The 13,451-nt window shown below is 57.7% G+C and carries 4 protein-coding genes; all 4 read right to left on the bottom strand.

The window, feature by feature from the left end:
* Positions 1–78 precede the first annotated feature (78 nt).
* Entirely contained in the window at positions 79–624 is a 546-nt protein-coding gene (locus DW49_RS1000000131705; RefSeq protein WP_122349225.1) for a YkgJ family cysteine cluster protein, read from the bottom strand.
* 163 nt (positions 625–787) lie between these two features.
* A complete protein-coding gene (locus DW49_RS0104795; RefSeq protein ID WP_024419915.1) occupies positions 788–1,306 on the bottom strand; it encodes a hypothetical protein in 519 nt (172 codons plus the stop codon).
* Positions 1,303–11,145 (bottom strand): hemagglutinin repeat-containing protein, encoded by a 9,843-nt coding sequence (locus DW49_RS0104800; RefSeq protein ID WP_024421103.1) that lies wholly within the window; start codon positions 11,143–11,145, stop codon positions 1,303–1,305. Before DW49_RS0104800 ends, DW49_RS0104795 begins: the two co-directional genes overlap by 4 nt.
* 24 nt (positions 11,146–11,169) lie before the next feature.
* Entirely contained in the window at positions 11,170–12,873 is a 1,704-nt protein-coding gene (locus tag DW49_RS0104805; RefSeq protein WP_005614300.1) for a ShlB/FhaC/HecB family hemolysin secretion/activation protein, read from the bottom strand.
* Positions 12,874–13,451: the final 578 nt, after the last annotated feature.

The following is a 13,451-nucleotide window of genomic DNA, read 5'->3' on the forward strand; positions in this document are numbered from 1 at the left end:
TGTTTTCGAAAAAATCAGCCACCAACTAACGGAAAATTCAAATCTTATCAATAGCTTAGCTTGCAGGTTATGGGTAACTTATTTCGAAAACAGTACACTAGAGCTGTGTCCGCGCACAGGCAGGTGACTTACAGGCCCAACAGCCATGTCTGGATTCTCGTACTCAGTAATGCAGATATGGGTGTCCCAAGAGTGATGTCCACGGCAGCGCAATGGTCGAGCGGCATATGCAATGCACTTTGCATCCTGCAAAGCAGGACAGGCAACGTTGGTCCTCATATGAGCTTCGAGGGACAACGGACGCACTATTTGTGCAGCAGCATGAACTCGCTGCTCGAAAGCACGGTAAGCGCTCTGATCCAAGGTTGCCTGCAAATAATCGATAAGACCAAAGATCTCGACTGGAGATGCAACAGCCCGGATGTAACAACAGTACGAGCACCCGGTTTGACAGGCGACCACTCGGTCATCAAGGCCTGTGGATGAGCGAAGCACTTCTTCGTATCGGCGTATTGTTGCACGCCTGGCATTTTCGGGGCCATTACGCTGGCATGTGATAACCGTAGCAAAGTGCTCATTTTCAGCAATTTCTCGCACTCGGGCAATAAGTTCAATCTGGTTCATGACACCTCCATTGGACACGAGAAAGCACCCGAGAAGGGGAGCCCGCAGAATTTGGAAACAGTCGTACGGTAAGCCTGCCGACGGGGGACAGACTCTTGTGCCGCATGGACCGTGTGTAGTGGTCAACTGATCCCGGACACGACGTTAAGGCTTTGCACATATGTCACAAAACTTTTAGCTGCTTAGCTATTTTTCTTGCCGAGTGACGTATTTTCTGAGTCTCTCCAGCTTTACTCAACACCTCCAACTCCGCCTCTAAACTATTAGATCTCGGTACAAATAAAGCCCATTTCAATGCCAAGCCAGACCAGTACTCACTCTGACTTCTAAGACCTGCCAAAACAATTTGCTCAAATGGAAATAAGTCTATGAACCTCTCGGAAAGCCCATAACCTTTAAGCCCATCGATCATCTTGCAACGAACCACTTCTGGTAGATCCTCTAGTACTGGCAGAAAAAATACATACGCAGTTTCGTCGCTGACTGTCTGAACAACAGATTCTGTCGATCTAGCCCAAAGCCCCTTGGAAGTAAGCCCTAAAAGAAAACGCCCCCCACACAACTTTGCTACAGGAAGCCAACTCAAATTAGCCCCTTCAGAGTTGTACTCGATTTTTTTTATCCATGGAGCATCTAGCTTACCGAGCTCCATCAATAGCTTTTTTTTCAGCTCATCTATCATCTAGATATCCCGGGAGTATGGGTAACATCCACACCATGGCTGCTCATAAAGGACTTGAACTGCTCACGAAGCTCGGGAGTCCAGTTCATCCCGTAATGTCCGCTCCATTCATAGGTTCGAAGAACTCCATTTTCCTTCCAGATCCCGCCGCCGACGATAGCGTCAGATGAAGGGATTTTTCCAGCATCCAAAATCCCATCATGCCCAAACTGATTCCGCCCCATGATGAATCGCTGACTAGCCGGATCGTAAATAAAGTCAATCGGTTTTGAATTACTCAACCCTTGTACAGCTTTAGAGGACGAATATGCATCACTGACTTCTAAGAAGCCCTTAGCTGGCCCACTGCCATTTGCCGCAGCTTTTGCACCATCGAAGCTCGCGTCATTGGCGGCAGCTTTTCCGGTACCTACAACACCTGTTTCTCCAGAAACCAAACCGGATGCAGGGCCTTTGGCACCTAAAGTACCATCAACCTGTCCAGGCCTCACCCCAACCGCTGCACCATCATACACCGCACCAAACAGCCCTAAACCATTAAGCAGCGCCTGAGCCCCGTACATGACCCGCTCAGAAGACGTTGCCTGATCGCCTGAAACCGGGTTCGAACCGCCACCCGCCATGTACAGTTGGCACCCGATTCCGGCCGCGCCTATTCCTCCGCAGCCCGCAGCGAAAAGCTCTTTCGAGGTTTCTGAGAGGGTTGCTTTGGCCGTCGCCAGTTCAGTGGCTGACTTCGCGTTGTAGATCTCTGATTGCTCGTAGCTGGCAGGCTCTAGCGCCCACTCCTGTCCCAGGTTGGTTTTAATGGTATTGCTGGAGACAACGCACACACCGTTGCCGGATGTCGCACACTTGACCAGTTGGCCTGGTTCAGTGGTCGAAGCAGGTGTCTTCAGGAAGTCGTCTGCAACGGCCTCGGTCTCTTTAAGCAACGAGCTAGCTTTCACCAATAGTTCGTCGATATCTTTCGACAGCTTGTCGCAGCTTGAGGACGATACCCCGCTGCACGACTCCGCAAACTGACGTTGTTTCATCAACAGCGTGAGGCCTTCTGCGCCTCTTAGCTGGTTGTTCTCGACTGCGTTTTTCGCCGCTCCTGCACCCGCAAGCGCATCCGCTGAGTCGCCTCTAGCCAAGCCTCCGACCAAGCCGCCTGCCAGTGTCGACAGTGCGGATACTTTCTGCTTTTCAGCTTCAGTCAGTTGGTCCGCAGACTTCCCGGGATAAAGCTGGCTGGCGACCAGTTCGCCAATGCTTGCTCCGGCAGCACCGGCTACAGCAGAGTTCTGTTGAGACTTGGCCAACACGGCGCCAAGCAACGCATGGGCCATTATCCTGGCTTCAAGATTATCGCCCGTGCTCTCTTTGATAACGCCAGCAATGTAAGGTGCTGAAACGCCTACCGCAGCCTGGCCAAGATTTCCCGCGGCCAATCCCTGAATGGCCGCAGTAGCGGCCTGAGCGGCTCTTTGCAGATCGCTACCTGTTCCGTAGGTCGCCATGGTTTTCTTGTAGGCATCCGTGCCCTGTAATGCCTCGACGTAGGCCTGACGGTCTTTGTATGAAGCGTTCGGGTCAGCCCCCGGCATGTTTTTGTCTTTCAGTTCAGCCTGGGCTGCTTTCGCGGCTTCGATGGTTCCTTGAGTACGAATGATGTCCATGGACTGATTGGCAATATCACCAATCAACTGCGCCTGACGCAGTCGCGTCTGCTCTTTTTCCTTGTCGAAAATAGGGCTCAACGCGTTATTGGCGTGCTCGACATCACGGCTCAGCGCAGTAACGTCCTGCTGTTGTTTGTCCTGATCGCGGACAGTCAGCTCGCCATCAGAAACAGCGGCGTAGGTTGTGCTGCTGTCTTTGCCTTTGTTGTTGGAGCCGACCAGCAACAGGCTGCCCATGTTGCCCATGAACTGCGAGCCGACGTCCCCTCCCGTGCCGCCGCTGACACTTTGGGACTGGCTGGAGAAGTTGGCTTTGTTGCCGATGTTCATCCAGCCGAGCGTGCCCGTATTCAGCGTGTTTTTGTCGGCGCTGGCCGTACTGCCGATAACGCCGCCGTTGAGTTGAGTATGTTCTCCTACTTTGATCTGATAACCGTCCTTGCCAGCAAACAGACCCGTTTGCTCCTTCACGCTGTCAAAGTTGGATTGGATCTTGCTCTGGCTGACGCTAAGCGAGCCGCTTCCCGTCATGGAGCCGAAGGTAAAGCTTCCTCCGCCACTGACGTTGGACTGCTTGGTGTCATAGCGGTCGGTGTCCTGCTGGCTGCTGACGGTCAGATTACGTTTGATGTCGGCGACGATTTTCTGAGCGCTGACCTGGGCGCCTTCGAGCGTGGTGTCGCGGCCACTGTTCATCGTCAGCTGGTTACCGGCATTAACGCTGGTTTCAGTCCATACCGTGCCATCACCCTTTTCTTTGCCGGTGCCCGAGTTGGCATTAGCGAAGATACTGAGGCCTGCGCCACTGGAACCGACCCCAAGGCTGGCACCTACCGCGCCACCGCCGCTCTTGTTTGAGCCGTCCAGCCTTTGGGTATTGACGCCTGAGCGCAGGTCAATGTCTCTGGCAGCCGACAACAACAAGTTGTTACCTGCCTGAAGTTTGCTGCCCCGCACAGAAAGATCGCCGTCCGCAGCGTTTGCCTGACCTGTTCCGGTTGCAATGACGCTGATATTGTTACCAGCGGTGAGGTTGCTGCCTTGGCTGACGCTTTGTTCTTCCAACTGGTTGGAACTGGATTTTTGAGTTCCCAGAGAAAGTGCGACCCCCACGAAGCTGCCAGCTTGTGCACCTGATTCAAGCGCCTGTGCGCCCTGCCAGGCCTGGTATCCAGACAGTCCTGCCTTGACGCCCTGAAGCGCCGACAGACGAGTGTCGTCTTCATGCTTCGCATCTTTGGCGGTCTGTATCGTAGTGTTTACCGCTTCCCCTACTACACCGGACAGTGCGAGCGTCAGACCGCTCTTTTTGCTTTCCTGGGCTGAGCGAGTGGTAACGTCGTTCGCAGCATCCACAATGCTGACGTTTTGCCCGATAAGCTTGATGTCTTTTCCTGCGACAACGTCCGATGCCTTCACGGTAAGGTCTTTACCGGCGATGACATTCACGTTGCCCAGCACACTGCCTACCGTGCTGCCTTTTTGCGTCTGGCTCTCGGTCTCTTGCTTATAACTATTTTTCGAGGAGCCCAGTGTGACGCCGATTCCGCCAGTGCCCATCAACCCTGACTTTTTCGTTGATTGGCTGTGTTGGGCGTTGAATGTCTCGGCAGCGCTTTCGATACGGACATCGTTACGCGCCTGCACATTGGTTTCGTCTGTCGAAACAATATTGCTGCCATAGGCGACAACATCACGACCGGCCTGCACCAGTGTCGTGTTTCCGCTGAGAGTCGAGCCGGTCAGCGAGGTTGTGGTCGCCGAGTCGTTACTCATTTTGCTGGTGCTGGAAAAGCCAAACCCGCCCGACTTTGACTTCGCAGACGCGCTGGACTCGGTATTCCGAGCTGCACTCAGATTGACATCGTTGCCCGCCAGTACGGTCAGCGCGCCTTTGTCGCTGTTGATGGTGGAGCCGTCAAGATTGATGTCATTCACGGCTACAACTGTATTTTTACCTTGCGACTGAATGACCGATGACACCGCTTGGACGCTTTCGCTTTCCGTCATTCTCGCGCTCTTTTTACCCCAGGAACCTTTCTTGGTTTCGGAGTAGAAAGAGGACTTGGCGTTATCAGCCGTTTCTAGATTCAGATCATTATTGGCATACAGATACGCTTCATTTCCTGCGGTGATCTTACTTGCGACCATCGTCGTATCGCGGCCAGTCAGACTTGTGAAGTCATTCGCGGCGGTTAGCTCGCTCGCCACCTGCGTCGTCTGGCCATTGGAGGTCGCGATGCGCTTCTTGCCGTCTTTGTCTTTGCCATCGATGTTGTGTACGTCACCGGCCGAAGCCACATACAGATCACGTGCAGCCTGAACGTTCAGGTCCTTGCCGGCAGAAGCCTGACTGGCCAGAACATTAATATCCCGCCCCGCATCAATCCCAAGGTCGCCGCCCGCTGTAACGGTTGAACCCAGGCTTTTCACATCCGTGGTGATGACCGACTTGTGCCCGCCATCGAACAGTTCGTGCTTTTCGCTGCTGTCAGTTTTGGCCAGCAGGTTGATGTCGTTGCCCGCCTTGAGCGACAGGTCGCCACCGGCGCTCATGGCGCCGTAGTTGGTGATGTCCCGACCAGCGTTGAGGGCGAGGTTTTCACGAGCGGTGATGGTGCTGCCCGCGTCGGTTACGGTGCGCATACCCGCGCCGTCACGCACCTGGATGGCGGTGCGGTCGTTGAGGATGTCGCCTTTGACGGCGGTGAGGCTGACCTGCCCGCCACGAATCTCGCCGGCCATCGCGTTGCGAATGCTGTCCTGCGCGATCATCTGCAGGTTATTGCCCGCGTCTACCAGGCCACCCTGATAAATGCTGCCGCCGCTGCTGACGTTGAGGTTGTTACTGGCGCGCAGGGTTCCTACGTTGATCAGGTCGCCGCCCGAGATCAGGTTCAGGTTGCGACCCTGGATCAGGCTGTTGCCGCGCAAGTTGCGTGAGTCTGCCTGTGCCAGGTACAGCACCGGCACAAGGACTTTCTGGCCGTCGACGACACGGTTTTCCATCCACACGATGTCGTGGGTCAGGGCGCTGACCTGTTCGGCGTTCAGCGCGACGCCGAGGCTGAGGTTCAGGGCGCTTTTGCTGGCCAGCGCGTTGTCCATGAGATAGCGGTACTGGTCGTAATCGCTGGTGAGGCCATCGGCGAGGAAGCGCTGTCCTGTTTGCGCCAGTACTGCGTCGCGTATCAGGCGCTGTTCGTACAGGCCGTCACCCAGACGACGCCAGTTGCTGTCAGGGTTGATGTTGAGGCGACTGAGGATGTAGTCGGAACCAAGAAACTGCGACAGGTTGGTCAGGTTCGGGTTGGTTTCTATCAGGTAATTACTGGTCGGGTCAGGGTTGCGAATGAACAGTCCGTAATCACCTTTGGGCAGCTGGAAGGTCGCGCCAGCGGTCGGGTCCACGGCGGCGAACGGAATGCCGCTGTAGTCCACTGGAGTGAAGACGGTCTGTACGCTGCCATCAGCGGCGACGTGCTGGACGGGCTTAACCGACGCTACGGTCGTGGCTTTGGCGTCGGTGGCCTGCTTGTTGATCGTGATGTCGATGCCGCCGACCTTGATGCCTGTCTGATCCTCACCCAGCGTTCCTGTGAGTATTTCCGGGGTGTTGTTGGCGCGCAGCGAACCGTTTTGCACGGTGCGGGCGACGTTCAGGTTAACCGCGCCGCCCGCCTGAAGCGTGGCGGCGTATTTGGGCTGCGTGCTGTCTGTCCAGACAGTGACGTTGCTTTGTTCTTCAAAGCGACTGTCGGAGGAACGAGCCTTGAGCACTTCAAAACGTGCCAAGTCAAAGTTGCCAGCAGCCACAGCGGCTTTGAAGGCTGGGATGTCGACAAACTCCATCTGGTCCCAGTAGTCGGTGTCGATCCGACCCGGTGTGCCGATCGAGATGCTGTTCTGCCCGGTGCGCTCTGAGGCGCCCTGGTTGAGCAAGTCGTTGGCGGTGATGCTCAGGTTGCCATTGGCGGCCAGCAGGCTGTAACGGTTCTGTACGTTGTCAGCCTGAATGGTCAGGTCCTTGCCTGCCACCAGTCGGGCCGACGGGGAATCCTTGACGGCGGTTTCGAGCAGCGTCTGCTCAATGGTAATAGCGCCGCGCTTGAACGAGTCATGCCCGTCGCAATGCTGGCCGCACTGCCAGTTCAGGCTGCCGCTGACTATTTTCTGGCCCAGCTCGAACTCGGCCTTGGCGTTTTCCACAGCGGTGGCATTGATGGTGATTGCGCCTTCGCTTTCCACCGTGCCGGACAGGTTGCTGAAACGCTGTGCTGCGCTGCCGTCCAGATTGGCCACGCTCAAATCACCACGACTGTAGACGTCGCCGTACAGGTTGCTAAACGTGCCGGTGCGCAAGGCCATGGCGCCGCCGCTGAACAGCAATGAATCAGCGCTGTTGGTGATGGCGTTGCTGGCATTGAGGTTAACGGCGCCCTGTGCGCCCAATGTGCCGCGGTTGTCGATCTGTGCCGCGTCGATGCGCAGGTTCTGGCGAGCGGTCAGATAGCCGAGGTTGTCGAGGGTGCCGCTGAGTTTCAGGCGCGTGTCGCTGCCCGCGCCAATGCGGCCACCGTTCTGGCTGACGTTGTTGGCGGTGATGGTCAGCAGGTTTTGCGCAGACAGGCGGCCGCTGTTGGTCAGATCGCCGTTCAGGTTGAGCGTCAGGTCGCCATCGCTGAGCAGTTCGCCACCGTTGTTGAGGCTGTTCAGGTTGAGGGTCAGACCGGTCCCGCTGGCCAGCCGGTCACCGGCCAGCAGTGCCAGTGAGTCGCTGGTGTAGGTCAGTGCATTATTGAGCTGCACCTTGCCCAGCCCGTCGACAGCGCCGAAATTCCAGTCCCCGCTGCCCAGCGCGGTAATGCTGCCACCCGTCCCGGAGACGCGATTGAAGTCCAGTGTCAGCAGGCCGGTGTTAGCGTGCTCGATGCTGCCTGCGCGATTGTCCAGCGCATCGGCCTTGAGGGCGAAGTCGGTGTTGCCGACTTCGATACGGCCGCTCTGGTTGATGATGCTGCCGGCGAAATCGAAAGTGCTGGTGTCGGTGGTCAGGGCGCGCAGTGCGCCGGTGCCTGTGTTGTTGATGCCCGCATTGTTGTTGACCACGTTGCCCAAGGCGCGCAGTTGCCCCGAGGTGTTGTTCAGCGAACCACCTTGCAGATTCAGCGTGGTATTCGATTCAATCAAGCCGCCGCTGTTGATCAGGTTGTTGGCGGTGAGGTTAACGCTGTCGCCGCTGAGCTGGGCGCCGTTGGTGTTCGACAGTGTGGTGCCAGTCGATACCAGCGAGGTCTTGGCGAAGAGTTTGCCCGCATTGCTGGTCACCGAGCCCACGTTCAAGGTCAGGCTGTCGACCAGACTGGAGACCATGCCCGCCTTGCTGCCATCACTGCTGGTGTCCAGCGAAGCGGCGGTGACGCTTACCGTGTCGCCCTGAATCGTACCGCCGACGTTGCTGACGGTGCCGCTGCCCAATTCCAGCCCCGTGGTGCCGCCACTACTGAGCAGCGTACCGCCGTTGTTATCCAGCGCGCCGCCGTTGTTATCCAGCGCGCCGCCGGTGTAGATCAGCCCGCCGGTGCCCGCGACCAGTTGGCCTTGCTGGCCGTTGCGCAGGGTGGTTGCTTGCAGGCTCAGCTGTTTGCCACGAATGCTGCCGCCCTGATTGTTGAGGTCAGACGAACCGCTGATCGTGACCAGGCTGCTACCCGCATCGATGATGCCGGTCATGTTGCTCAGCAGGTTGCTGACTTTCAGAGTCACGTCGCCGCCATTGCTGACCACTGCGCCGTTGTTGTCGTTGATCAGCCGTGGTGCGTCGATCAGCACGTTCTGGCCAAGCAACGTACCGGCGCTGTTGTCCAGCCATGCGCCGCTGACCAGCAGGCCGCCGTCGCTCTGAATCTGGCCGCCGCTGTTGAGCAACTGAGCCTGGCTCGCCGTTGGGGCAAAGCTCAGGGCCATGCCCTGCGTGCCGGCTGCCAGCAGGCCTTGCTCGCGGTTGTCGAGACCGGCGGCGTTCAGGTCGATGCGGTCACCGACGATCCTGCCTCCACGGTTATCGATCTGCGCACCAGGCGCGCTTACGTTGACGCCGGCCCCCAGCACGCTGCCGCTGCGGTTATCCAAGCCTGTCGCGTTAAGGTCGAGATTGCCGGTGACCGCCAGCAGGCGGCCAGTCTGGTTCAGGACATTGCCACCGGTGATGCTCAGCAGGTTTTGCGCCTGCACGGTGCCGCCGGTGTTATCCAGTGTGCGGGTCGCCGTCACCCGTGCATCGCCCGCACGGGCCGACAGCAGGCCGTCGCGGTTGTTGAGCGTGGTGGACGCAACCGTAAGGCTGGTGCCGTCGATCTGACCGGCACTGTTCTCCAGTGCGCCAGCGCTGATCGTCAGGCTGCCGCCCGATGCCTGAATAAGGCCGCTACGGTTGTCGATCTGCGCGCCCGGCGCAGTCACGTTGATGCTCGTCCCCAGCAGGCTGCCGCTCTGGTTAAGAACATTGCCACCGGTGACGTTCAACAGGTTCTGCGCCTGAACGGTGCCGCCGGTGTTATCCAGCGTGTTGCGCGCCGTCACACGTGCATCGCCTGCACGAGCTGACAACAAGCCGGAGCGGTTGTTGAGCGTGGTGGACGCAACCGTAAGGCTACCGGCGTCGATCTGACCGGCACTGTTGTCCAGTGCGCCCGCGCTGATCGCCAGGCTGCCGCCCGCTGCCTGAATCAGGCCTTCGCGGTTATCGAGGCTGTCGAGTTGCAGGCTGGCCGCCTGCCCGGTGGCAAAACGAATCACGCCGGACAGGTTGACGATGGCCGGGGTCGAGATGAACAGCGACTGTTCACCGACGAGACGTGCCGCCAATCCCTGATTAATGATCTGGCCGCTGGTCAGGTTGACCGCGCCGCCTTGCACCACGCTCTGGTTGTTGAGGGTCTGAGCCGCATTGATAGTCAGTGCGCGACTGGCTTCGATGCTGCCGGTGTTGGCGACCACCGGCGCGTTGATCGTGACGTCACCGCTCGAGTTGCGGCTGTTGTCGGCTTCGATGCCCGAAGCGATGGTGCCCGCGTTTGTGACTTTGGCTGCGTTGATCTCCACGCGGCCACGAGCAGCCAGGCTTTGCTGGTTAACGAGTTCGCCGGGGGTGCGCACGTTGGCGCTTGCCGCATAGGCCTTGCCGGTCATCTCGACGCTAGCCGCGTTGATGTTCAAAGCGCCCTGCGCGGAGGCTTGCGCGATGTTCAGGTGACCGTTGGCGTCTATCTGAATATCGCCGCCACTGGCAGCCATATTGCCTGCCGTCTTTACGCCGACACCCTGTTCGGTGCCGACCAGCTTGATCGCGTTGGCGTACATACCGCCAAGCGCAGAGGAATCAATGGCCAGTTGCGGCTTGTCGGCGGCATTGGCAGCACGCTGTGTGGTCGCCAGCGTGTCGGCGTTGACGTCGTTGGCACCGGTGACGATGTTGAGTTGTTTTGCGTAGATATCGGCGTTGATCTTCGCAGAACGGGTGATCAAATCGAATTGGTCGACTGCGCTTGCATCCAGGCCTTTGCCATCGATCGTGACGCTGCCGCCGTCCACGGCAAAATGGTCGAGTTTGCCATTCGCATCGAGTACCGGCTTGCCAGTGCTGAGGGTGACACGAGGCGTGTTGATAAAGCCGCAGCCGCTGCAGGTGACGCCATAAGGGTTGGCAATGATCACGCGGGCTGCCTGCCCGGCCACCTCGGTGTACCCATTCAACTGGCTGGCGTTGGTGCCGGTCACTTCGTTGAGGATGGTGCTGGCGGCGCGCCCGCCTAACTGATTATTGCCAAGGATATTGCCGCCCAGTTGGGTGGCTTGTATGGCATTGGTGGCGTTGTTGAGAATCACACCCTTGCTGTCGACGTTGTACTGCTGGTACTGGTTATGCGAAAGCCCTGCCGCGTTGGGAGCGGCAATGTTGATGACCGGCACACCGTTGCCTGCCTGGCCTACGGACGTATTGGTGGTACCGCTGACTGCTATCCCGTCGGCCTGCGCCCAGATCGGCTGCCAGAACATGACGTTGGCTAGCAGCAACGCCAGCAGGCGCTTGGGAATGCCCAGAAATCGCGTGCGCTCGGCTACTGCAGCAGAGGGCTGACGTGCCAGCAGAGCCAGTTGATGAGCGTCCATGTGGGCGACCTCGGAGCAGCGTTATTAAAGGAAAAAGTCCATGCGGAAGTAGATCGGCGCTTCGCGCTCGATCACGTCGGGACGTTCCAGGGAATGGGCAAAGGTGACGGACGCAGCGACGTGCTGGCCGCGGGTAAACAATTCCAATGAGTTGCTGGACAACCGACCATGGTTTTGGCCGTTATAACGATCATTGCGGATAACCCCCTGATCGTAGCCAGCGGCAGCGCCGTATTCGGCGAACACCGGGCGCAGCCAGTCGAGCGTCATCGGGCGGGTCAGGCGGATTTCGTTGCGCCAGTAGCCGCCGCTGTCGCCGGACAGAAATTCATCCTTGTAGCCGCGCACCGATGACGAACCGCCGAGGCTCAGGCGTTGCGGGCTGAACAGCACGTCTTCGCTGCGTTGTCCGGTGGCCAGGCTGGTGAAGGCCAGGTTCTCGCCCCACAACTGAAACGGATGCAGGTAGCTGATGGTACCGGTGTATTTGCGGTAGCGAGCATCGGCTTCGCCCGGCCCTGGATCGTGGTTGCCTTGTGCATCCAGCAAACCGATGCCCTGTTGCATGCCCAGGTCGATGTTGACGAACGCCGAGCCGACCCGCCGACCGTGGTTAATGCCGAACTGTGCTTCGGTGATGCGGTTGCTGCTCAAGGCCAGCTTGCTGTCCTCGACGTAGTTGTTGGTGCGCAGGTACGCGAGACCGGCGTTAAGCGAGGTCTTGCTGACCGAATCGCGGTGGATCACGCGCTCGGCACGAAACTGATGGTTCTGGCTGTCGCCATCCTGTTTGAACTTGAAGCCATCGGCTTCGGCCTGCGAGCGATATTCGGTTTCGCTATACAGATAGCTGAAAGTCCACCAGCCCCACGGCAGACTGTATGACAGAAGGCCGTTGTGCGAAGCTTGCTGGTGGTCGCTGACCGCATCATGACCGCCGCGCAGACTCAACTGATCGGCAAAACCCAGCGGGCTGTCCCAGTCCAGACCCACGTTCCACTGCTGCTCGCCAGTACTGCGCTGGCCTTCGTTATTGCGCGAGAGGTTGGCACGCCAAGGCTTCTGCGAGGTATTTTTGACCACAACATCGCTACCGCCAACAGCCTGGCCCGGAGTCAGCTCCATTTGCGCCTGATTGGACGGAAGGCGGTTGAGCTGATCAACCATCTGCTCGATTTCCCGCAGATTGAGTAACTCGCCCTCTTTACCCGGAAAGGCCATGGCTAGTTCGCGATCCGAGAGGCCGCTAGCAGCGTCACTGCGCAGATTCTCTAGTTTACCTTCGATGACCAGCACCTGCAGGTCACCCTTGGACAGATCCTGCTGCGGCAGATAGGCCCGAGTGGTCACCAGACCTTTGTCGATGTAATGGTCGGTGATGGCCTTCAGCAGTTCATTGAGCTGGGCCACGCCCAGGCATTTGCCCTGAAACGGCTTGATCAGTGCATCACGCTCAGCGGGTGATATGGAATCCGCCCCCTTGAGTTCGATGCGATTGATAGTGAAGCAGCGGGTGTCGGCGGGCGTGGCGGGTGTTGTCGGCGTGGTCTGCTTGCCGGGCAGGTCCTTTAGCTCTTCCAGGCGACGGCGCTGCTCTTCGAGCAAGCGGTCCTGGCGATCACGTATGAGATCCTGTTCGCCGGGGGTTGCAGCCTGAACAGGCGTCAACGCTCCTGTGGCCAAGAGCAGCGCACACAAACCCAGCCATGTCCTTTTAAAGGCAAGCATAAATATTCCATTAGAAGCGCTAGTGGCGAGAGGTACGCCTGTTTGGAATTGGTCAATACGACGTTCAATGCCATGCCGGATAGCGGCATATTGACATCGTGCGCAACCATCGTGAAACAGACTACATAGATATCAGAAAATTCCCATTAATTTCTATTTTGGCGCTGATTTCTGATTACTTATGCAGTTCTAGTGAATCGCCCCTGGTTTCCTAGATTGTTGGCGCCGGCGCCGAATTGACCCAGTTGCCGAGATATCACTGAACCGGGCAGACTCCCCGAGAACCACTATTTTACTGGGTTTGTGTTGACTTGAGGGTGGGCTAATCGCACGGCAGCACGTGGGTCAATTCAGCGTAGGCATTAACACACGTAAGGCCTATGGCCTGCTGTTGACGCCAGCGTCAGCAACGAGAAGACCGGTCGGCCATTTCGGCCACCAGCGCTTCATCGTGAAAAAGTTGCTCGCCAATCAGCGCTAGTGTACTGTTTTCGAAATAAGTTACCCATAACCTGCAAGCTAAGCTATTGATAAGATTTGAATTTTCCGTTAGTTGGTGGCTGATTTTTTCGAAAACA

The sequence above is a fragment of the Pseudomonas avellanae BPIC 631 genome, assembly GCF_000444135.1.
In the GTDB taxonomy this organism is placed as follows: domain Bacteria; phylum Pseudomonadota; class Gammaproteobacteria; order Pseudomonadales; family Pseudomonadaceae; genus Aquipseudomonas; species Aquipseudomonas avellanae.

Coding starts and splice junctions, on each gene's coding strand:
- DW49_RS0104800 (WP_024421103.1), bottom strand. CDS start 11,145: ATGGACGCTCATCAACTGGCTCTGCTGGCACGTCAGCCCTCTGCTGCA.
- DW49_RS0104805 (WP_005614300.1), bottom strand. CDS start 12,873: ATGCTTGCCTTTAAAAGGACATGGCTGGGTTTGTGTGCGCTGCTCTTG.
- DW49_RS1000000131705 (WP_122349225.1), bottom strand. CDS start 624: ATGAACCAGATTGAACTTATTGCCCGAGTGCGAGAAATTGCTGAAAAT.
- DW49_RS0104795 (WP_024419915.1), bottom strand. CDS start 1,306: ATGATAGATGAGCTGAAAAAAAAGCTATTGATGGAGCTCGGTAAGCTA.